The following is a 21,503-nucleotide window of genomic DNA, read 5'->3' on the forward strand; positions in this document are numbered from 1 at the left end:
AAGTATTATTGACACATATAGAATGTTTTAAAAAGAATTCTTCTTTGATATTTTTTTAACTTTAATGACAAGTTCTTATTCAAAATATTCAGCAAAAGATGACTTAATTTGGTTGATGTTGAGACCATGGGTTTTTATACCAAGAGTTTTATATATCCTTTTAACTTTTATTTTTCTTTTTTTAAGAGTACTTTTTCAAGGTAACAGTAAAAATAAAAATGTACAAAAAAACCTCTCAAAATATCTCTTCGACGTAATAACAGATTTAGGACCCTGCTTCATAAAATTAGGCCAGGCACTCTCAACCAGACCAGATCTTGTTAGACAAGATTGGCTTACAGAACTTACAAACTTACAAGATAATCTTCCAGCATTTGATCACAAAATTGCTCTAAAAATTATTGAAGAGGAACTTGGTTCACCAGCTAATGAGTTATTTGATGAATTCCCGGATAGGCCTATTGCTTCAGCAAGCTTAGGTCAAGTATACAAAGCAAAAACAAAAGAAAATACTTATCTAGCTGTGAAAGTACAAAGGCCCAATTTATACTTTCTCATAAGAAGAGATGTTGTAATTTTACGAGTTTTAGCAATTATTTTTTCACCTTTTTTACCACTTAATATTGGTGTTGGGATTGGTGAAATAATAGATGAATTTGGAAAAGCTCTTTTTGACGAAATTGACTATGAAAAAGAAGGCGAAAATGCTTTGAAGTTTGCAAACCTGTTCAAAAAAAATCCTAATGTTTTTATCCCTAAATTGGAAAAACGGTACTCATCAAAAAGGATTATCACAACCTCTTGGATTGATGGAGTTAAATTAAGAGATAAGTCTTTATTGGAGGAAAATAACTTAATACCTTCTTCTTTTATAAAAACTTGTGTAATAAGTGGACTTCAACAATTATTTGAATATGGATATTTTCATGCAGATCCTCACCCTGGTAATATGTTTGCTCTGAAAGGAGGTAATGCGGAAAGTGGGCATTTAGCTTATGTTGATTTTGGAATGATGGATACAATTACAAATTCAGATAGACTCACTCTTATTAAGGCAATTGTTCACATAATAAATGAAGAATATTATCTTCTTGCAAAAGATTTCCAGAAATTAGGTTTTTTAACTAAAGAACAAGATCTGAAAACACTCGTAGAACCATTAAAAGAAGTTCTTGGAGGATCTTTAGGTGCTGAGGTGGGTAACTTTAATCTAAAAAATGTAACTGATAAATTTTCAAAACTAATGTATTCTTATCCTTTTAGAGTCCCTAGCAGGTTCGCCTTAATTATAAGAGCAGTTGTTAGTCAAGAAGGTTTAGCATTGAGATTAGATCCTGAATTTAAAATTTTAAAAATCGCATATCCTTATATTGCCAAAAAACTTCTTACGGATAATTCAGATGAGATTTTAGAAATTCTTCTAGAAGTAGTTTTTGATAATAATGGTCGAATTCAATTAGAAAAAGTTCAGAGTTTACTAGATATTTTATTTAAAGACTCTGATAATATTAATTCAGATTTAATACCGGTTGCTAATGCTGGTTTGAGATTATTTATTAGTGAAAAGGGATCCGAAGTTAGAAAAAACCTTCTTTTAAGTCTTATCAAAGATGACAAATTGGAATTAACTGATGCAAAAAAACTCTTAAGTTTAATTAGAGATACATTTAGTCCCTTGAATATTGCAAAAAGTGCAGTTCAAAATATCATCTCTACAGTTTAGCTTTTACATTTACATCTAGTTATTAACTAATGATTTTTAATTGATTAAAATTGAATAACGTACAAACAATATTTTGAAAAAATTTTTTTTATTTAATAACAAACCTAAAAAAAATAAGGATTTTAATAATGAAGTATTTGATCATTACAAAGAACTTGCGAAGTTAGTAAAAGAAGCAAGAATCCATCAAAAACTAACATTAAAAGATTTGTCACGGATTTCAAAAATTCCTGAGCAAACAATTAATGCTATTGAAAATAACAATAAAAAAATTAGACCTAAGTATCCATTTATTAGATCAATATTAATTAAATTAGAGGAATGTCTAGTATTAAAAAAAAATACATTAGTAGGATTAGTAATTAGAGAAAAAGAAACTTCTAAGAGAGTAAAGAAAGAATTTCTGGTTAGAAAATTTGATCTTATAAATACTTGGCAAGGTAGTCTTTTATATTTTTTCTTATTAGTTCTAATTATTTTTATTTTAAAAAGATACTTTGTTTTAAACGTAAATATTTTAGAAATTCAGAATATTGAAAATAAAATTATTAATAAATAGTTTTAATATATATCTATTTTCTAATTCTCCCAAAGTTATTTCCTAATTCACTAAAAATTCTAATATTTTCTTCTATTTCATCTAAAGAACGATTTAACTTCCATTTCCAGTTATTATTTGTGGTACCAGGTATATTTAATCTGCTTGAGTCATCTAGAAACAATAAATCTTGTATGGGAGCGATAAAAAGATTAGCGTTTGTGCTCATGCCAATTTCAATTAAACTCAGCGAGGGATTTTCTGAAAATTTATACTCTTCTTTTATTCTTGTTTTAGTCTGATCGTCTAAATATTCCCACCATGAGATGGAAGTAGAATTATCATGAGTCCCTGAATAAACGACCCAATTTTCCCCCTCAATATTCTTAGGTAAATATGGGTTATCTTCATTGCCATCAAAAGCGAATTGTAATATTTTCATGCCAGGTAGTTTAAAATTTTTCCTTAATTTTTCTACATCCGGCGTTATGACCCCTAAATCCTCAGCGATAATAGGAAGATAGTCTGTTCCTAAATCTTTTTTTATCTTATTTAATAGCATTCTACCTGGAGAATTTATCCATTTTCCACAAATTGCCGATTTAGCATTACCATTAATCCTCCAGTAACCGGCTAAACCTCTGAAATGATCTAATCTCAACAAGTCCATAAGTTCAAATTGCCTTTTAAATCTCTTTCTCCACCAAGCAAAATTTGAACGCTTATGTTTTGACCAAAAGTAAGTTGGAGTTCCCCATAATTGGCCTGTTGCTGAAAAATAATCAGGTGGGACTCCACTTTGAAAAATCAAATCTCCATTTTTAAAAATTGAAAATATTGATTTATTACTCCAGACGTCAGCGCTATCCCTAGAAACATAAAAGGGTAAATCTCCTATTAATTTTATATTTAATGAATTTGCAAACTTTCTAATAGATCTCCATTGCTGATCTAAATGCCATTGTATTAATTTTTCGATAAGTATTTCTTCACTTTTCTTCTTAATCCATGATTTCAAAAACTTGTTATTTTTGGTTTTAAATTCTTGAGGCCATTGCCACCAAGGAGATTTATTAAATTCTTCCTTGATAACCATAAATGTTGCATAATCTTCAATCCAATAATTATTACTAATCCATTGATAAAAATTAAGTTTTCTTTTTTCAGATTGTGAACTCCAACCTTGCAAAAGGAGGTGACCCAATTTTTTTGTTAGATCATCTGCAACAGCAAAATCAAAATAATCTTTATTATCAATTGTGAGTACTAATTCATCTTTATTTGATATGAAGATGAAACCTTTCTCGATTAAATCCTCAATATCAAGAAACCATGGGTTCAGTGCAAAACTGGATGGAGAACTATATGGAGAACCTTTAGAGTCAGTAGGTGTAAGAGGTAAAAATTGCCAGTATTCAATTCCATTATTATAAAGCTTTTTTATCCACTCTTTAGCCCCTTTTCCAAAAGTCCCACAGACACCTCCTCCAGGTATGCAAGAGGGATGCATAAGTACTCCTAATGATTTTTTTGGAAGTACTTTTTGTATTGGCATGTTCTTTTATTATATTTTGATTCTTTACAATTAAATTGTTGTTAATTCTCTAAATTCCAAGATATACAAATATTTTTTAATTGACAAATATTTCTCTAAGTTTTTCAAATGAATTAATAATAAATTTTGATTTTTAGTGAACTTGGTTAATTTTTTCCCAGAGTGATATGGCTTTTAAAAGAATTTATACATTATCTTTTGCGAAATCCACATAAACGACTACGATAAAGATATAGTTTATAGTGCTAATTTCGTGACGAGTTTTATCACGGCAGTGCAGAATAAAGAATCAAATTTCAATCTAACTAATAGTAGATTAAGGCTAGTTAGTGGAACAACAAATCCTAAATTAGCCGAAGAAATTGCATCTTATTTAGGGATTGAAAATGTACCCTTAGTATCTAAAAGATTCGCTGATGGAGAACTTTATGTTCAGATTCAACAATCTATTAGAGGTTGTGATGTATTTTTAATACAACCTACATGTGCTCCTGTAAACGATAGTTTAATGGAACTTATGATAATGGTTGATGCTTGCAAGAGAGCATCTGCCAGACAAATAACCGCAGTAATCCCTTATTTTGGATATGCAAGGGCAGATAGAAAAACTTCAGGAAGAGAATCTATAACTGCAAAACTAACTGCCAATCTACTAGAGAAGTCAGGAGTAGATAGAGTCCTTGCTATGGATTTACATTCGGCTCAAATACAAGGTTATTTTGATATCCCATGCGATCATATTTACGGTTCACCTGTACTAATTGATTATTTAGATTCTTTAAATTTACAGGAAGTGGTGGTTGTTTCCCCAGATGTGGGTGGAGTGGCGAGAGCAAGAGCATTTGCAAAATTAATGAAAGATGCTCCGTTAGCTATAATTGACAAAAGAAGATCTGCTCATAATATTGCTGAAAGTTTAACAGTTATTGGAGAAGTGAAAGGTAAAACTGCTATTCTTATAGACGATATGATAGACACTGGCGGCACAATATGTTCTGGAGCCAATTTATTAAAAAAAGAAGGAGCTAATAGAATATTTGCTTGCGCCTCACATGCTGTATTTTCTCCCCCTTCTTACGAAAGACTAAGTGCTAAGAATTTATTCGAACAAGTTATTGTGACAAACAGCATACCAGTATTAGTCAAGGATGATTTTCCACAGCTAAAGGTACTTTCTGTTGCCAATATGCTAGGCGAAGCTATTTGGAGAATCCATGAAGAAAGTTCAGTTAGCTTAATGTTCAGATAAATAACGAATTTATTTTTTGTTTTTATTTACAAGCTCCTTAAACCTTTTTTCGTAATCATTTTTTATGTTCTTTGGAATGCTTTCAGGGCAAATATTAAGTGCACTTCCTACGATCTGAAATGTGCCGGCATTATAAAGTCTTTTTTCGTCAAGTTTTTCATTACCAAGTTCTTTGATTACACCACCATGTTTACCAATTATTACATTTGCAAAAGTAGCACTAGCGATGCCCAGACCTTTTTTAAAGTCAACCTCGGCTTTTGAAGCTATACAAAGATAAGATGCCCCCATTTGCCGATATAAAAAAATATCTTTATCAGAAGCGGCAATTAAATTTTTTTCTGCTTTTATTGGTTTGTTAATTGTAGAAAACTCAAAAAGTGCAATTGGCGCAATAAGGCTAATACAAAACAATTTCAGATTTCTTTTTGTATAAAAATTAATACCCATTAACTAATAATATTTAATACAAGATAACACTTTTACTTTTACATAAATTGATTGGAATAAGTTACTTAATAATTTTTATTTCGTGATGATTCTCTACTATTTTTAGCTTATTTTGGTTCCATGAATATATAACCCTGAATCTGTAATTATCTGCATCTACAAGTCTTGTATGTTCAATAATATACCAATCTTTATATGAAGATTCAAAAATCATTTCGTGTTCATCAACTTGCTTAATATTTGAAATTCCTTCTTCATTACTTAAATAAAAATTTTCCCTCATAAGTTGGTGGCCCTTTATAAATGCGCGCATTTCTCCTTTTTCTTGATATTGAGGATTATCATCAAAAAATTTATATTTTTTTTCTGGATACCAAGTGAATTTGTAGTGTGACTCCCATTCAGATTTTGTCTTGAGAGTTTGTATATTTAAATTCATACATAAATTATAAGTTTTCTGAACGTCATCAAGAAAATATGTTCTATTAGATTTCCACAACCCAATGTTTCTAGAGAACCATCTTTTTAGATTACTATTCACACTTATTTCTGGTGAATTATTTTTTCCAAAATTTAGATTTTTCTTGTGATTAATAACAATCATTTATAAATAAGTTCTATTTATTCATAGCTTATCTGTACAATAAAGATAAATTTCTTAATGTGTTTATAAGGATTAACAGCTTTTCAACACTTCAGGGGTAATCATTTGAATGATAAAAAAGAATTAAAACTATTACTTATAGCGGCTAGAAATCAACTTTCTAGTAACGATATAAAGTCTTTGATATCATATTTGGAATCAGACGAATGTGAATTTGAAATATCTCTTCAAATCTCCGATCCAACTGAACAGCCCGAATTATTAGAATTACATAGATTAGTTGCTATTCCAGCTCTTATAAAGGTATCACCATCTCCAAAGCAGATATTTGCTGGAAGTAATATTTTCTCTCAGTTACAAACATGGTTGCCAAGGTGGAATCAGGAAGGATTAACAAAGAATCTAGGGATTAATTTGCAACCATCCAAAATTGATTCAACAAGAACTCAAAAAGAATTCCTTCTAGAAGACGAACTCCTTGTCTTGAGGCAAGAAAATGAAACATTAACAAAAAGAATAGAATCTCAGGAAAGATTATTAAGAATGGTTGCACATGAACTAAGAACCCCCTTAACTGCAGCAACTTTAGCTGTTCAAAGTCAGAAGCTTGGTCAAATAGATATTTCAAAATTGCAAGACGTGATTAAAAGACGGCTGGAAGAGATCGAACTCTTATCCCAGGATCTTCTAGAGGTTGGCACTACAAAATGGGAGGCATTATTTAATCCTCAGAAAATTGATTTAGGTAATATTAGTGCTGAAGTAATACTTGAATTAGAAAAATTCTGGAGATTAAGGAATATCGAAATTGATACTGATATTCCGTCCGATTTGCCCAGTGTTTTTGCAGATCAAAGAAGAATGAGACAAGTATTTTTAAATTTAATTGAAAATGCTATTAAATTTTCTAAAGACGCTGGATCTATAAAAATTACAATGATTCACAAGACAAATCAATGGGTAGAAATAACAATTTGTGACAAAGGTGCTGGGATTCCTTTGAGCGAACAAAAAAGAATTTTTTTGGATAGAGTTAGACTCCCACAGACTTCTGAAGGAACTTCAGGATTTGGAATTGGATTATCTGTGTGCAGAAGAATCGTAGAAGTCCATGGGGGAAGAATATGGGTTGTATCTGAAGTTGGTGTCGGTTCTTGCTTCCATTTTACTGTTCCTGTGTGGCAAGGACAAAACAAAGAGCAACAATACTTGACGAAAGGCTCGCCTTACTCTTAATTTTTAATAAGCTGCTATGCTTATTATCCTGGCCCCATCGTCTAGAGGCCTAGGACACCTCCCTTTCACGGAGGCGACAGGGGTTCGAATCCCCTTGGGGCTATTATTTAAATTCTAAACTAATTTTATCGATGATTTTGCTTGCTTATCTACAGCAAGCAAATTTTCTGAAAGATCTTTTTTTAATCTTTTCTCTATCATTCCAATAGGCATCCACTGACATCCTTGAACAGTGAGATCGTAAATTAATGAATTTTTGGAAGTATTCTTAATATTTTGAATTTTCCAACTACCTTCAAATTTTCTGAAATCGCCTTTAATCAAATTGAATTTTAAAAGGCCAAGCTCCTTATCCTCAAATAAATCAATAGTTACTTCAGCTGAAAATTTCATACCAAGAAAATCCTGGGCTCCAACTTGCTTAAGGTGAACATTATTGTCTTTTTGATATATTTTTTTGCTTGAAAGTAAATTTGGTATGTAAAGATTTAGTCGATCATAATCTGTTAAAACATTCCACAAAGAATCAAAGCTAGCAGAAGTTGTAAGTTGAGCTGCAAGTCTTCTTGTTCCGCCAGAAAGCTTTTCCATTGTTTGCTCAATTGTCCTGTAGTCATCGCTTTTAGAATGGTCTACTGATTCTTGAGGATTATTCATAAATGAATTTTTTAATAAGATAAAAAATTATTTCTGTGTAACTATACCGATAAAAACAATAAATACTGAAAAATAAAAATAATTTCATTAAATTATTCCGATCTCAAAACGTAACCATTTTTGTGAAATCACTACAAATTAAACTACAAATTGATAATCTTTTATAAAAGAAATCTTAAAAATGTATTCACAAGCAAAAGTAATCGCAGGCGGATTAGCTCATATACCAGTAGTAATAGCTGTTTTTTATTTTATACTCACAACTTTTAATAAAAGAGCTTTAAAATTTGTTGAAGAAGCTAAAACAAAAAAACCTGAGGCAAAAGCTGTGGAACCTAAAAAAGTGACTGTTTCAAAAACAGAAGCTCCTAAAAAAGAAGCTCCAAAAACAGAAGCTCCAAAAACAGAAGCTCCAAAAACAGAAGCTCCAAAAACAGAAGCTCCAAAAGTAGTTAAGAAAAAACATGCAGATGTACCAGTAAATATTTATAGGCCTAAAACACCATATGAAGGAACAGTGATTGAAAACTACAGTCTTCTTAAAGAAGGAGCAATTGGTAGAGTTAATCATATAACTTTCGATCTTAAAGATAGTGATCCATTTTTAAATTACGTTGAAGGTCAAAGTATTGGTATTATGCCTGCAGGTGAAGATGCTAATGGAAAACCTCATAAGTTAAGACTTTACTCAATTGCTAGTACCAGACATGGCGATGACTTTAATGGAAATACAGTTTCTCTTTGCGTGAGACAGCTTCAGTATGAAAAAGATGGTGAAACCATTAATGGTGTCTGTTCTACATACTTATGCGATATTAAGCCTGGAGATAAAGTAAAAATAACCGGACCTGTAGGTAAAGAAATGCTTCTTCCTGACGAAGAGGATGCAAACATTGTTATGTTGGCCACAGGAACTGGAATAGCACCAATGAGGGCTTATTTAAGAAGAATGTTTGAACCAACTGAAAAGGAAAAAAATAAATGGAATTTCAAGGGCAAAGCTTGGTTATTTATGGGTGCTCCAAAATCAGCTAATTTGTTATACGAAGAAGATCTTCAAAGATACCTTACTGATAATCCAGATAACTTTAAATATACAAAAGCAATTAGTCGTGAGCAGCAAAATACAAAAGGTGGAAGAATGTACATTCAAGACAGAGTTCTAGAGTCAGCCAACGAACTTTTCAATATGATTGAAGATGAAAAGACACATATATATCTTTGTGGATTAAAAGGTATGGAGCCTGGAATAGATGAAGCAATGACTAAGGCCGCAGAAGAAAAAGGTTTGAATTGGTCAGAGTTAAGACCTCAACTAAAAAAAGCAGGCAGATGGCACGTAGAAACATACTAAATATTTAATATATAGATTAAGTTGCATGTATTAAATACTTTTTGGTTTAGACACAATATGTAGCTAATTTTAGAAAAAAAGAGGATTTTAAAAAAAGAATACGAAAAATATGCCTTCAACTTTAAGTAATCCTCTAAGATTGGGTTTACGGCAGGAAAGAGTCATATCTCCACAATGCTTAGTAATATTTGGTGCTAGTGGAGATCTTACTCATAGAAAATTAATACCAGCCTTATTTGAACTCTATTTGCAAAGAAGAATTCCTAGTGAATTTGCAATAGTTGGTTGTGCGAGAAGACCTTGGACTGATTATGAGTTTAGGGAAAAGATGAAAATAAAGCTATCCAATCAAATATCTGGTAAAAAAAGGGAGTGGGAACAATTTTCTAATTATCTTTTCTACGAACCTGTTGACTTACAACAAAGTGATCATGTCGTAAGGCTTTCTAAAAGATTAAATGAAATTGATAAAAAACAAGCTACTCATGGTAATAGAACATTTTATTTATCAGTATCTCCGAATTTCTATGCAAGTGGATGTAAAGCTCTTAAAGAAGCTGGCCTTTTAGATGACCCTAAGAAAAGTCGTTTAGTTATTGAAAAACCTTTTGGAAGAGATTATTCAAGTGCAAAAAAATTGAATAAGATCGTTCAAAGTTGTGCTGAAGAAAGTCAGATTTATAGGATTGATCATTATTTAGGTAAAGAGACAGTTCAAAATATTCTTGTTTTGAGGTTTGCTAACACTATTTTTGAACCAATCTGGAACAGAAATTACATATCAAGTGTTCAAATTACTTCATCTGAAACAGTGGGTGTTGAAGATAGAGCAGGTTATTACGAAAGCTCAGGTGCTTTAAGAGATATGCTTCAAAACCATATGACCCAAATGCTTGCTGTTACTGCTATGGAACCTCCTGGGAAGTTTGAGCCAGAAGCAATAAGAAATGAAAAAGCTAAGGTTCTTCAAGCTTCAAAACTTGCTGACGAAAATGAACCGTGGAATTGTTGCATAAGAGGTCAATATGGAGAGGGAGGGAATATTTCAAATCAACTTAAAGGATATAGGCATGAAGATGGTGTTAATTCCAATAGCACAACAGAAACTTATATCGCGACAAAAGTTTTCGTTGATAACTGGCGTTGGCAAGGTGTTCCATTTTATTTAAGAACAGGGAAAAGACTACCTAAAAGACTTGGAGAAATAGTCTTGACTTTTAAAGACGTTCCTGTTCATTTATTTGAATCAACAATAATAAATCCTGCCCCAAATCAACTTATCCTTAGAATTCAGCCAGATGAAGGGGCGACTTTCAAATTTGAGGTAAAATCTCCTGGTTCTGGAATGAAATCAAGACCTGTTGAAATGGAATTTTCTTATGATGAATCATTTGGAGAACCATCAGATGAAGGCTATGTAAGATTATTAGCGGATGCAATGCTTTCTGACCCAACCTTATTTACTCGAAGCGATGAAGTAGAGGCAGCCTGGAAACTTTATACGCCATTAATAGAATTGATGGATAATTCTCCTTGGAAGTTGCCTATTTATAATTATGAATCTATGACATGGGGACCTCCTGAATCTGATCAATTACTTTCAAAAGATAATATTTTCTGGCGTAGACCTTAAAAATGAAACCTCAACTTACACTCCAAACCCCGTTAGAGCTCCCTTGTCAGGAGATTTCTAATTATCTTAATAAATTATGGGTTTCAGAAGATAAAGATAATACTGGAGCTAATACTTTTACACTAATTGTCTGGCAGCCTGCTTGGCTAGAACAATGTTTGGTTCAAAAAGGATTAGTAAATGGACCAATTACTGGAAATTTAAGTCCTGAGATAATTGAAGTTGCTAAAAAGTTCATATTAGATCAGGGACTCCCCATCACTACATCCCTTAATAGTGAAGAATTATTTAATTTATTGAAGGAAAACTTATCTAATAAAGACTTTGAAGACTTTAGAGGACAATTTTTTGAATCATCAATAAGTACATTAAATCCAAGAAGATTAATAACTCTAGCGCCAACGTTAAATAAAAATTCAGATATCAAAACTTTTGTATCCGCTTACTGTCCATTAAGTGATACTCCAACTATGCAACCTATCTGTGGGGATTTAGTAGTTATTAGGGGAGACTCAGCCTCAATATCCAATAAAGGATTAAAAATAATTGATGAATTATCTATTGATGAATTACCTTCATGGTTGTGGTGGAACGGAAGCTTGGATGAATCACCTGAAATCTTCGAATATTTTACTAATTATGGTCTAAGGTTAATAATTGATACTGCTCTTGGATCGCCATACAGATGTTTAAAAGTTTTAGATCAATTAAATAATTCAGACAAAGCTATTAATGATTTGAATTGGGTTAGGTTGAAAAATTGGAGGGAATCATTGGCAATGATTTTTGATCCGCCTTCGAGAAGACCAATCTTAGATCATATTACTGATGTTGATATTGATATAGCAGGGGATCATATGATTCAGGCTTTGTTTTTGATCTCATGGATTAGCGATAAACTTGGTTGGTCTTTTCTAAGAGTTGAAAGGGATACAGAATCAACAAAAATAGAGTTTGAAAGAATTAATGGCGAAATAATTTCTGCGTCAATTAATCCCTTATCTTTGGGGAATCCAAGTATTCATTCAGGACAAGTTATTGGATTGAGGTTGATTTCAAGAATTAGTGAGGTTCAGAAAAATAACACTTGTGTAATACTTGGCTGTGAATCAGTGGAATGTATGAGACTTGAAGCAGGGGGAATGGCTAATATGGAATTAATAGAGCAAGTTGTTCCAAATTCTTTTTCTTCATCAGAGTATGACGTTAGTAAATTATTGGGTAGTAGTAGAGGTAATACAAGCCCTCTTTTTGAAAATTCTATTAAAATAGCACTTCAAATATTTAATGGTTTTAAAAACTAATAAATGCCTTGTATAATATCTTCTCCTTCAACTGATAGTGGGAAAACTACATTATCCCTTTTGATATCTTGTTGGGCGTTATCAAAAGGTATAAAGATACAAACCTTCAAGGTTGGCCCAGATTATCTTGATCAACAACAACTTAGCTCTATTGGCCAACCTATATGTAGGAATTTAGATATTTTCTTAAATGGTGAGGAATGGGTTCAAGAAAGTTTTTTTAAACATTCTTTGAAATATGAATTCTCATTAATTGAAGGAGCAATGGGTCTATTTGATGGGTTAGGAGCAACAACCTATTCAAGCACAGCAAATATATCTAAACTTCTCAATGCTCCAGTAATTTTTATTGTTAATGCTAGAGGTCAAGTAGCTTCTCTTTTAGCGACTGTTCGAGGTTTTAAAGATTTTGATAGTGAATTGTCAATAGCAGGGATTATATTTAATAACGTTAATTCAGATAGACATAAAAAATTAATTGAAGAAGTTTTTAAAAATGAAGATATCGAAATTCTTGGTTTTTTACCTTCAGATTCAAAAATAACTTTAAACAAATCTAATTTAGGTTTGATTTCTCCATTGGATAATGGGAAACATATTGATGTTGAATATTTTGCAAATTATGCCAACAGAAATCTAGATTTATTTTCTCTTATTAAATTCCTGAAATCTCCTCAAAAGAAAATGTTTAATTCTGCCAGTTTTGAAGATTTTAAAATTGAAAAAAGTAAACCTATTGCAATTGCAGAAGATAAAATCTTTCATTTTCAATACCCTGAAACTAAGGAGTTTTTGAGTGACCTAGGTATTCCATTAATTTCATGGAGTATTTATGATGATGAAGAAATACCTAACGAGGCTTCTTCTTTAATTATTCCTGGGGGGTTTCCTGAAAAATATGCTGAGCATATAAGTAACTCTAAAAAAAGCTTAAATTCGTTAAGGAAATTCCGCGAAAATGGATTTATATATGCTGAGTGCGGAGGGATGATGATTCTAGGAGACTTTATAAAAGATGAAAGTGGTAATAATCATAAAATGAGTGGCATCCTCCCTTTTAGATCAAAAAAAAGTAAGCTTACAGTAGGTTATAGATATATTAAAGGTCTAAAAGACACTCCAATCATTAGACAAAATCAATTAATTAGAGGACATGAATTTCATTATTGGGAAATTGAAAATAATTTATCTGAACTTGATTTAAGAAAAGCTGATCATCAGAAGAAACTTTCTTCCCCATGGAAAATTAAATCTTGGGAAACTGAATATAAAAATGAAGGTTTTTTTGATCAAAAATTGCATGCAAGCTGGATTCACTTACATTTGCCAAGTTCTCCAAAAGTCGCAAAAAACTTTATAGATGCAACCCAAATTAGTTTTTAAAAGGGTTCTTAATTTATTATCAAATCAAATATTTTTAGAGGTGAACCTAAAAAAAACATGCCAGGCAAAGTAATTAATGGTCCTAAAAAACTTCCCACTATGACTTCAATTTTTGTGTGGCCCAAGGTTTCTTTTAAAAGTAATTCAGATTTAGGGTCTAGTTTTTTTGAGAGTTTATTGATTTCTGCAGCTTGAATCCCAGCTGATTTTCGAACACCACTAGCGTCATACATAACTATTAGTGCTACAGCAACTGATAATGCAAATATTGAACTATCAAATCCCAGCTCATAACCTATACCAGATGTAGCACCAGTTATTAATGCGGAATGACTTGAAGGCATACCACCAGTCTCAAACATAATCCCAAATCTTATCTCTCCATTTGATAAAAAATTGAATATGATTTTAAAAAATTGAGCAAGTAAACAGGATAATAAACTCCAGAAAAGAACTGAATTGTTAAAAAAGGGAAAAAACTCAGACATAAATTAAACTATTTATCTGTCTCTATTTGTAATAAAGTCGGCTAATGATATTAAATACTTTGCATCTGGACCCCAAGGTTCAATTGCTTTTTTTGCTTTTTCAACTAAATCAAATGCTCTTTTCTTTGACTCCTCCATTCCAAGCAATTTAGGGTAAGTGGTTTTGTCAGCTAAAAGATCTTTACCGGCAGTTTTACCAAGCTTTTCACTACTAGAAGTTAAGTCAAGAATATCATCTATAATTTGGAAGGCTAAACCAATTCCCTCTGCATATGTTGTTAGTGCTTGTAATAGTTTTTCGTTAGCGCCAGCAATCATCGCACCTGTTCTTACACAAGCTTTTAATAAAGCTCCAGTCTTATGGAGATGAATATATTCGAGAGTTTCAAGGTCGACTTTTTTCCCTTCGCATTCTAAATCAACAACTTGTCCCCCAACTAGGCCTGGTGCGCCTGCAACTAAGGATAATTCACCAATTACATTTAATAATCTTTTTGGATCTACTCCAGGACTTCTTAAAGATACCATCTCAAAGGCCCTAGTTAATAAAGCATCGCCAGCAAGAATAGCTATTGCATCTCCGTATACTTTATGATTTGTTGGTCTTCCTCTCCTCAAGTCATCATTATCCATAGCGGGCAGATCATCATGAATCAAGGACATAGTATGTATCATTTCTATCGCTACTGCGGTAGGAACAGCAAGAGACGCCTCTCCTCCAGCTAGAGAGCAAGATGCTAAACATAAAATTGGACGTATTCTTTTCCCTCCAGCTAGAAGAGAATATCTCATGGATTCTCTTAATATTTCTGGATTCTCAGGGCCTAAGGAAAAATCAAGTGCTTCTTCTACAACCTTTTTTGTGTTTTTAAGATATTTTTCAAAATCAGAAATACTATTTATAACTTTAGTCATTTCATACCCTTAGTAAAATTTTTTTCATCTTGGAGTTTATGGCAAAAGGTCATTAAGAGTTGATGATAAACCAAATTGTTTTTGCCAGCTAAAAATAGTATTTACAAGTAACATTGTTACTGTCATTGGTCCCACACCTCCTGGTACGGGTGTGTATGCAAATACTTTAGAAATGACATCCTCTAATAATACATCGCCACATAATCTGGTTTGGTTTTTGTCGGGACTTTTTAATCTATGTATTCCAACATCAATAATTACTGCTCCTTCTTTCACGAAACTCGAATCTACAAGATTAGGTTTACCCGCGGCCGCAATTAGTATGTCGGCTTTTCTACAGACTTTATTCAAATTTAATGTTTTTGAATGAGTCATTGTAACAGTGCCATTTAGATTCAATAGCATAAGCGATAAGGGTTTCCCAACGAGTAAACTTCTTCCAATAACAACAATGTTCTTACCTTCAATTGTAATATTTTGGGATCTTAATAAATTTATAATTCCCGCTGGTGTGCATGATCTCATCGCAGGCTCATTTTTCACTAATTTGCCAATGTTTATCTCATTTAATCCATCTACATCTTTGCTTGGATTAATATGACTGATCAGTTTTTGCTCATCAAACTTCTTTGGGATGGGAAGTTGTAACAACATCCCATCAATATTCTTATCAGAATTAAGCTTGATTATTAATTGTTCAACTTCTTTTTGCTCTACATTATCTTTCAGATGAAAGATGAAGCTTTTTATCCCAATCCTTGCACATGCTTTTTCCTTGTTATTAACGTAAACACCACTCGCAGGGTCTTCACCTATTCTTATTACAGCTAAGCCGGGGGGTCTTTTTGCAATTTTTTTATTGCTAGAGATATAGTTGTTAAGTCTTTCTTCAATCTCAAGAGATAATTTTTTACCATCTAATTTTAATGACATTTAGAAAAACATCTCCTTTTTACACCTAGCATGCCTATAATTTTAAATTATTCAAATAGATTTATTTATATTCTGTGCAAAACATCACAACAACCTTCAAAAAATTTTTTTATCTGTGGAGGAGAAGTCAAGTTCCAGTAAAACAACCAACAAAAATTTCAAGAATAGATAATCTCATAATTTTTTTAGTATGCATTTTAATTTCAATAATTTCTTCTTATAAACTACTTCTTATCTCTCCATTAAGTTTCACAGTTATTTTTTCTTGGCTTTTAACCTTTACTGAAATATTGATTAGTTCCGGTATTTTGATATTAATTTCAAAAAAAGAGAATCCCACAATTTCTTCAAGACAGATTATCTTGATCATTTCTCTTCTTTTAACCGTACAATCTGCGAAATTAGCCTTAGCTTCAACCATTAGTCCATTATCTATAATAATTCCGCCGGCGTTAATAATATCTCAGGGAATGGGAAGCATAACAGCTTTAACCTGGGTATCGATAGCAACTCTCAGTTGGCCAGACCCAGCAGTTGCTATAAATAATAATTTAATTTTTAATTTATTAGTTTGTGCTTCAGTAGTATCTCTACTTGGAGGAAGAATAAGAAGTAGAGCTCAGTTACTACAACTATCAATTTTTGTCCCAATAGGATCGTTCTTGTGTCAATGGATACTTATAGGTAAAGATAAAATATCTGTTATTAATGAGCAAAGTTTTGTTTTATCTAAAGAGGATATATTTTCAGATTCCTTGCTTTTGGCAATAGTAATGCTTTTTACTATTTTATTTATTCCAATTTTTGAATCGATATTTGGATTATTAACTAAGGCAAGATTACTCGAATTGGCTGATAAAGAGAAACCTCTAATTAGAAGATTGTCTCTTGAAGCTCCTGGAACTTTTGAACATACATTACTTATATGTGGTTTAGCAGAGGAGGCTTCAAGAATGATTGGTGGTGATATTGATTTAATTAAAACTGGAGCGTTATATCATGATGTTGGTAAATTACATGCACCAAATTGGTTTATCGAAAATCAGAATGGTTCAAAAAATCCGCACGACGAATTAGATGATCCGATTAAAAGTGCAGCAGTATTGCAGGCACACGTTGATGAAGGATTGAAATTTGCAAGAAAAAATAGACTACCTAAACTGATAGCCAATTTCATACCTGAACATCAAGGGACCTTAAAAATGGGATATTTTTTTCAAAAAGCTAAAGAAAAACATCTGGACATTAATGAAAATTATTTTAGATACAAAGGCCCTATCCCTCAGTCCAAAGAAACAGCTATCTTAATGCTCGCAGATGGATGTGAAGCAGCACTAAGAGCTATGAATATTGATGCGTCTGATAAAGAAGCTTTGGAAACGATATCTAATATTATCTACTCGCGTGAAAAAGATGGGCAATTAGATGACTGTAACTTATCAAAAGGAGAAATTTTTCTAATAAAAAGAGCATTCTTGAATGTGTGGAAAAGAATTAGACATAGAAGAATTCAGTATCCAACTAGCAAGAATAATACTTTTTCTTAATTTTCAATTTTATAGCCTAATATTTCTTCGATGTTTTGGATTACACCAATACAAAAGAGCCAACGTACTTAATAATGTTGTTAAAAGAGTAAACCCACCAATTCCAAAAATGTCTTTAAGAGTTATGAGTCTTACCACTGAATAAGGACCCATCCCAGAAATTACCATTGACAGAGATACTAAAGTTAAAGTTACCCCCCATTTTCTCTCTGCTAAAAGAGCTGCGGAAGAAACTATTCCAACAATGGCAGCAGGCCAACCAAGACTTATGGCAAGAGTTATATTTGCAACTTTTAGTGGAGGCCCATAACTTATTATTAATGCGATTATTGGCAGTGCAACTATATTGCTGATTAATCCAACCCATGATAGTGACCAATATCCTAATAACCTCTCTCTCATTATTTACTGCTATAACTATTAAATTAATCTACAATACTAAGAGACTATTTTAAAAGCTACTTAATATACCTAAGAAATGATTTAATTTTCGTGATTAGATAGAAAAATTTTATTGGGATTTTCTAAATTATCAAGTTGTGGGTGGATTGAATTTTTTTTCTCAGAAAAGACAAGCCTATTCAAAGCGTTAACGTAAGCATTCGCTGCAGCAACTACAACATCAGTATCAGCAGAATGACCGGAATAAATTTTACTACCTCTTCTTATTCTTATTGTTACTTCGCCCAATGCATCAATTCCTTCTGTTACCGACTTAACAGAGAATTCAATTAATTCATTAGGCACTTTAGCTAATTTATTTAAAGCCTCGCATACAGCATCAACTGGACCAGTACCTATTGAAACAGCAGTATCCTCGGTATTATCTTCCGTGTTTAGAAGCGAAATAGTAGCGGTTGGTTTAGATGCGTTACCGCAACTTACTTGTACAAGACTTAATTGAAATTTAGCTTCTGGGAGCTGTACTTGTTCACTAACAATTGCTTCTAAGTCTCGATCAGTAATTTCTCTTTTCCTGTCAGCTAAATCCTTAAATCGAGCAAATGCATCATTTAAATCTTCTCGACTCAAGTCATATCCCATCTCTTCTAATCTTGCTCTTACTGCACTTCTTCCACTAAGTTTCCCCAAAGATATTTTGTTATCACTCAAACCGACAGTTTTTGCATCGATAATTTCATAAGTTAGTCTGTTTTTTAAAACCCCATCCTGATGAATGCCTGACTCATGTGCAAAAGCGTTGGCTCCAACAATTGCTTTATTAGGTTGTACAGTCATTCCAGTTAGGTTGGAAACAAGTCTAGAGGTTTTTGTTATTTCTTCTGTCCTTATAGCCGTAAGAGGGGTTGGTGAATCTGGATTTCTTTTGAAGAAACTATTAAAAAAACTTTTCCTAACATGCAGTGCCATTACCAATTCTTCTAGAGAGGCATTCCCGGCTCTTTCTCCAATTCCATTAATAGTACATTCTAGTTGTCTTGCTCCATTTTTTACTGCCTCTAGAAAATTAGCTACTGCTAAACCCAAATCATTATGACCATGCACCGAGATTACTGCCTCATCAATATTTGGAACATTTTTATTTATATCGGCAATTAATTTGCCAAATTCACTAGGAGTTGTAAATCCAACAGTATCAGGGATATTTATTGTTGTAGCTCCTGCAGAAATTGCTATTTGAATCACTTCGTATAAAAAATCAGGATCACTCCTTGAGGCGTCTTCACAAGAAAACTCAACATCATCTACCAATGATTTTGCATAATTAACCATTTCTGGAACTATTTGAAGAACATCTTTTCTGGATTTTTTAAGTTTATGTTTAAGATGGATATCACTTGTGGCAATAAAAGTATGAATTCTTTTCTTAGGAGCTGGACTTACTGCTTCGTAACATGCTTTTATATCTCCTTCAGACGCACGAGCTAAACCACATATTATAGGGCCATTTTCTTTTCCTACAGCATGAGCAATTTTATTAACAGCTTTAAAATCTCCTTGACTTGCAAAAGGGAATCCAGCTTCAATAACATCTACCCCTAATCTCGCTAATTGATGGGCAATAGCAAGTTTTTCTTCAAGGTTTAAACTGGCACCAGGAGATTGCTCTCCATCTCGAAGAGTTGTATCAAATATCAAAATTCTCCCAGGATCTTTCGTCATTAAAGGGAATAATATAAGCCTATATTAAGCTAATTAAAAAAATTTGACTAGATTTTGCATAATAAAATCTGCTAGAAGTTTGTAACTTAACAATATTGGTTAAAATTCTGAAAAAAAAATGAAATATTTAGATTGTTAAAGTATTCTTTATAGGATAAAAGCTTCCTTTTTATAAAAGGTTAATTTTTGATTTTTTATAGAATTTCAGGCATAAACTATAAAAGGTATGACTGGGCAATACCCCAAAAAAAATGTTTTAGGACAGTTAGCGATAGTTTTACATGCTCATCTTCCTTATGTCAGAAAAAATGAAAAAAACTCCTTAGAAGAGGATTGGTTATTCCAGGCTATTTTGGAATGTTATATACCACTACTTCAATCAATAGAATCTTCCAGAAATGAAAATCCTGAAAATACAAAACTTACTATTAGTTTGTCTCCAACATTATTATCACTTCTAAATAGTAAACAAATTCAGGAAACTTTCCCAAGCTGGATCGAAACAAGGAATGATTTCTTAAACGAACTACCACTAGAAGAAAAAAATGCCTCTACATTTTTAATAAAAAATCTTAATGATAAATACCTATATTGGCAAAATTGTTCTGGAAATTTAATTGAGAAGTTTAAGGTTTTAAATAAATCTGGAAATTTAGATATTCTTACCTGCGCGGCTACTCATGGATATTTGCCAATTCTAAGGGAGAATCGCGAAACTGTTAAAGGACAAATTAATACTGCAATTAGGAATCATGAAAAAATTTTCGGAACAAAGCCTTTAGGTATTTGGTTACCTGAATGTGCATATTATGAAAATTTAGATGAGATATTATTTAATTCTGGAATTAAATATACAATCTTGGACGGTCATGGGGTTCTAAATTCTACACCAAGGCCTAGGTATGGTGTTTACGCTCCAATATGCTCGAGAAAAGGAGTTGCATTCTTTGGAAGAGATAGTGAGTCAACCCTGCCAGTTTGGTCTGCTAGGGATGGATTCCCGGGTGACAAAGTTTATCGTGAATTTCATAAGGATTTGGGTTGGGAATTGCCTATTTCTAAGCTCCAAAATAAAGGTATTTCTACAAAAAGACCTTTGGGTTTAAAGTTTCATAAGATTACAGATGAAAACGTACCACTAGGGAAAAAGAAGTTTTACCTAGAAAATGAAGCAAAAAAGAAAGCTGAAGAGCATGCTGACGCTTATCTTATAGAGAGATCCAAACAATTAGAAAAACTAACTTTATCCTCTTCCTTTAAGCCTTTATTGGTAGCCCCATTTGATGCAGAGTTATTTGGTCATTGGTGGTATGAGGGACCTTTTTTTATAGAAAATATTTTAAAGAACTCTAGTAAATATTCAATTAAGCTCACAAATTTAAAGGAATTCTTATTGCAAAAGCCAAATCTTCAGATTTGTGATCCATCGCCATCAAGCTGGGGACAAGGTGGTTACCACAATTACTGGATTAATGATGCAAACGCATGGATCGTTCCAGAAATCACAAAAGCAGGCTCAACCTTTGTTGATTTATGCTTGAATAATTTTAATAATGATTTATCACTAAGACTCTTTAAGCAAGCTGCAAGAGAACTACTTTTATCTGAGTCATCTGATTGGAGTTTTATTCTAAGAGCTGGAACTACAACTGAGCTTGCAAAGGAGAGGATAGAAAAGCACTTATTCAGGTTCTGGAAATTGGTTGAAATGATTAAAAATCATTCAATCATTAATTTAAAATTTCTTGAAGATATTGAGGAAGAAGATAAAGTTTTCCCAGAAATTAATATTGATGATTGGCGAATATAA

Annotated in this window: 19 protein-coding genes and 1 tRNA gene; 11 read left to right on the plus strand and 9 right to left on the minus strand. The window is 32.3% G+C overall.

Annotation, left to right across the window (positions count from 1 at the left end):
• Positions 1 to 64 precede the first annotated feature (64 nt).
• Both EV01_RS08510 and EV01_RS08505 read left to right on the plus strand, forming a co-directional pair.
• The gene (locus tag EV01_RS08510) at positions 65 to 1,723 is read left to right on the plus strand and encodes an ABC1 kinase family protein (RefSeq protein ID WP_032518544.1); all 1,659 of its coding nucleotides are present in this window, start codon (positions 65 to 67) and stop codon (positions 1,721 to 1,723) included.
• A gap of 73 nt (positions 1,724 to 1,796) precedes the next feature.
• Positions 1,797 to 2,282 carry a helix-turn-helix domain-containing protein gene (locus EV01_RS08505; protein WP_342625970.1) on the plus strand — a complete coding sequence of 162 codons (486 nt, stop codon included), beginning with the start codon at positions 1,797 to 1,799 and terminating at the stop codon, positions 2,280 to 2,282.
• 13 nt (positions 2,283 to 2,295) lie between these two features.
• Here the strand turns inward: EV01_RS08505 and malQ are convergent, their stop codons facing one another.
• Positions 2,296 to 3,816: a 4-alpha-glucanotransferase gene (malQ, locus tag EV01_RS08500; protein ID WP_032516691.1), complete on the minus strand. Its 1,521-nt coding sequence runs from the start codon at positions 3,814 to 3,816 to the stop codon at positions 2,296 to 2,298.
• Between the two features lie 253 nt (positions 3,817 to 4,069).
• On the opposite strand from malQ, the gene EV01_RS08495 reads away from it, so the two are divergent.
• Positions 4,070 to 5,065, plus strand: a complete 996-nt coding sequence (locus tag EV01_RS08495; RefSeq protein WP_032523255.1) for a ribose-phosphate pyrophosphokinase — start codon at positions 4,070 to 4,072, stop codon at positions 5,063 to 5,065.
• Between the two features lie 9 nt (positions 5,066 to 5,074).
• Here EV01_RS08495 and EV01_RS08490 read toward each other — a convergent pair whose 3' ends face one another.
• Both EV01_RS08490 and EV01_RS08485 read right to left on the minus strand, forming a co-directional pair.
• A complete protein-coding gene (locus tag EV01_RS08490; RefSeq protein ID WP_032516693.1) occupies positions 5,075 to 5,515 on the minus strand; it encodes a hypothetical protein in 441 nt (146 codons plus the stop codon).
• A gap of 61 nt (positions 5,516 to 5,576) precedes the next feature.
• Entirely contained in the window at positions 5,577 to 6,119 is a 543-nt protein-coding gene (locus EV01_RS08485; RefSeq protein ID WP_032516694.1) for a hypothetical protein, read from the minus strand.
• A 105-nt stretch (positions 6,120 to 6,224) separates the two neighbouring features.
• On the opposite strand from EV01_RS08485, the gene EV01_RS08480 reads away from it, so the two are divergent.
• Complete coding sequence (locus EV01_RS08480; protein ID WP_032516695.1) at positions 6,225 to 7,355, plus strand: histidine kinase; 1,131 nt, start codon at positions 6,225 to 6,227, stop codon at positions 7,353 to 7,355.
• 30 nt (positions 7,356 to 7,385) lie between these two features.
• A tRNA-Glu gene (locus EV01_RS08475) sits at positions 7,386 to 7,458 on the plus strand.
• 11 nt (positions 7,459 to 7,469) lie between these two features.
• On the opposite strand, the gene EV01_RS08470 is transcribed toward EV01_RS08475, so the two are convergent.
• Positions 7,470 to 8,012, minus strand: coding sequence for an SRPBCC family protein (locus tag EV01_RS08470; RefSeq protein ID WP_032516696.1), 543 nt, complete (start codon positions 8,010 to 8,012; stop codon positions 7,470 to 7,472).
• Between the two features lie 181 nt (positions 8,013 to 8,193).
• Between EV01_RS08470 and EV01_RS08465 the strand changes: the two genes are divergently transcribed.
• The 4 genes from EV01_RS08465 (at position 8,194) to EV01_RS08450 (ending at position 13,686) form a co-directional block, all read left to right on the plus strand.
• Positions 8,194 to 9,366 carry an FAD-binding oxidoreductase gene (locus tag EV01_RS08465; RefSeq protein WP_032516697.1) on the plus strand — a complete coding sequence of 391 codons (1,173 nt, stop codon included), beginning with the start codon at positions 8,194 to 8,196 and terminating at the stop codon, positions 9,364 to 9,366.
• A 109-nt stretch (positions 9,367 to 9,475) separates the two neighbouring features.
• Positions 9,476 to 10,999 carry a glucose-6-phosphate dehydrogenase gene (gene zwf / locus EV01_RS08460; protein ID WP_032516698.1) on the plus strand — a complete coding sequence of 508 codons (1,524 nt, stop codon included), beginning with the start codon at positions 9,476 to 9,478 and terminating at the stop codon, positions 10,997 to 10,999.
• A 2-nt stretch (positions 11,000 to 11,001) separates the two neighbouring features.
• Positions 11,002 to 12,303 carry a glucose-6-phosphate dehydrogenase assembly protein OpcA gene (locus EV01_RS08455; protein WP_032516699.1) on the plus strand — a complete coding sequence of 434 codons (1,302 nt, stop codon included), beginning with the start codon at positions 11,002 to 11,004 and terminating at the stop codon, positions 12,301 to 12,303.
• Between the two features lie 3 nt (positions 12,304 to 12,306).
• Complete coding sequence (locus EV01_RS08450) at positions 12,307 to 13,686, plus strand: cobyrinate a,c-diamide synthase (protein ID WP_032516700.1); 1,380 nt, start codon at positions 12,307 to 12,309, stop codon at positions 13,684 to 13,686.
• 8 nt (positions 13,687 to 13,694) lie between these two features.
• Here the strand turns inward: EV01_RS08450 and EV01_RS08445 are convergent, their stop codons facing one another.
• The 3 genes from EV01_RS08445 to folD are packed head-to-tail and all read right to left on the minus strand — an operon-like array spanning position 13,695 to position 16,022.
• The gene (locus EV01_RS08445) at positions 13,695 to 14,174 is read right to left on the minus strand and encodes a divergent PAP2 family protein (protein WP_032516701.1); all 480 of its coding nucleotides are present in this window, start codon (positions 14,172 to 14,174) and stop codon (positions 13,695 to 13,697) included.
• Positions 14,175 to 14,186: 12 nt separating this feature from the next.
• A complete protein-coding gene (gene crtE / locus EV01_RS08440; RefSeq protein WP_032516702.1) occupies positions 14,187 to 15,089 on the minus strand; it encodes a geranylgeranyl diphosphate synthase CrtE in 903 nt (300 codons plus the stop codon).
• A gap of 36 nt (positions 15,090 to 15,125) precedes the next feature.
• A complete protein-coding gene (gene folD / locus EV01_RS08435) occupies positions 15,126 to 16,022 on the minus strand; it encodes a bifunctional methylenetetrahydrofolate dehydrogenase/methenyltetrahydrofolate cyclohydrolase FolD (RefSeq protein WP_032516703.1) in 897 nt (298 codons plus the stop codon).
• Positions 16,023 to 16,096: 74 nt separating this feature from the next.
• Between folD and EV01_RS08430 the strand changes: the two genes are divergently transcribed.
• Complete coding sequence (locus tag EV01_RS08430) at positions 16,097 to 17,569, plus strand: HDIG domain-containing metalloprotein (protein ID WP_032516704.1); 1,473 nt, start codon at positions 16,097 to 16,099, stop codon at positions 17,567 to 17,569.
• A 9-nt stretch (positions 17,570 to 17,578) separates the two neighbouring features.
• On the opposite strand, the gene EV01_RS08425 is transcribed toward EV01_RS08430, so the two are convergent.
• Positions 17,579 to 17,971 (minus strand): hypothetical protein, encoded by a 393-nt coding sequence (locus EV01_RS08425; protein WP_032516705.1) that lies wholly within the window; start codon positions 17,969 to 17,971, stop codon positions 17,579 to 17,581.
• 81 nt (positions 17,972 to 18,052) lie between these two features.
• Entirely contained in the window at positions 18,053 to 19,693 is a 1,641-nt protein-coding gene (locus EV01_RS08420) for a 2-isopropylmalate synthase (protein ID WP_032516706.1), read from the minus strand.
• Positions 19,694 to 19,919: 226 nt separating this feature from the next.
• On the opposite strand from EV01_RS08420, the gene EV01_RS08415 reads away from it, so the two are divergent.
• Positions 19,920 to 21,503 carry a glycoside hydrolase family 57 protein gene (locus EV01_RS08415; RefSeq protein ID WP_032518545.1) on the plus strand — a complete coding sequence of 528 codons (1,584 nt, stop codon included), beginning with the start codon at positions 19,920 to 19,922 and terminating at the stop codon, positions 21,501 to 21,503.

Source organism: Prochlorococcus marinus str. MIT 9401, from assembly GCF_000760095.1.
GTDB lineage: Bacteria > Cyanobacteriota > Cyanobacteriia > PCC-6307 > Cyanobiaceae > Prochlorococcus_A > Prochlorococcus_A marinus_I.

What these genes read in the sequence shown, in the direction of transcription:
- EV01_RS08445 (WP_032516701.1), bottom strand. Translation starts at nt 14,174, where the DNA reads ATGTCTGAGTTTTTTCCCTTTTTTAACAATTCAGTTCTTTTCTGGAGT.
- zwf (WP_032516698.1), top strand. Translation starts at nt 9,476, where the DNA reads ATGCCTTCAACTTTAAGTAATCCTCTAAGATTGGGTTTACGGCAGGAA.
- EV01_RS08420 (WP_032516706.1), bottom strand. Translation starts at nt 19,693, where the DNA reads ATGACGAAAGATCCTGGGAGAATTTTGATATTTGATACAACTCTTCGA.
- EV01_RS08415 (WP_032518545.1), top strand. Translation starts at nt 19,920, where the DNA reads ATGACTGGGCAATACCCCAAAAAAAATGTTTTAGGACAGTTAGCGATA.
- malQ (WP_032516691.1), bottom strand. Translation starts at nt 3,816, where the DNA reads ATGCCAATACAAAAAGTACTTCCAAAAAAATCATTAGGAGTACTTATG.
- EV01_RS08425 (WP_032516705.1), bottom strand. Translation starts at nt 17,971, where the DNA reads ATGAGAGAGAGGTTATTAGGATATTGGTCACTATCATGGGTTGGATTA.
- folD (WP_032516703.1), bottom strand. Translation starts at nt 16,022, where the DNA reads ATGTCATTAAAATTAGATGGTAAAAAATTATCTCTTGAGATTGAAGAA.
- EV01_RS08485 (WP_032516694.1), bottom strand. Translation starts at nt 6,119, where the DNA reads ATGATTGTTATTAATCACAAGAAAAATCTAAATTTTGGAAAAAATAAT.
- EV01_RS08455 (WP_032516699.1), top strand. Translation starts at nt 11,002, where the DNA reads ATGAAACCTCAACTTACACTCCAAACCCCGTTAGAGCTCCCTTGTCAG.
- EV01_RS08490 (WP_032516693.1), bottom strand. Translation starts at nt 5,515, where the DNA reads ATGGGTATTAATTTTTATACAAAAAGAAATCTGAAATTGTTTTGTATT.
- EV01_RS08470 (WP_032516696.1), bottom strand. Translation starts at nt 8,012, where the DNA reads ATGAATAATCCTCAAGAATCAGTAGACCATTCTAAAAGCGATGACTAC.
- EV01_RS08465 (WP_032516697.1), top strand. Translation starts at nt 8,194, where the DNA reads ATGTATTCACAAGCAAAAGTAATCGCAGGCGGATTAGCTCATATACCA.
- EV01_RS08450 (WP_032516700.1), top strand. Translation starts at nt 12,307, where the DNA reads ATGCCTTGTATAATATCTTCTCCTTCAACTGATAGTGGGAAAACTACA.
- crtE (WP_032516702.1), bottom strand. Translation starts at nt 15,089, where the DNA reads ATGACTAAAGTTATAAATAGTATTTCTGATTTTGAAAAATATCTTAAA.
- EV01_RS08510 (WP_032518544.1), top strand. Translation starts at nt 65, where the DNA reads ATGACAAGTTCTTATTCAAAATATTCAGCAAAAGATGACTTAATTTGG.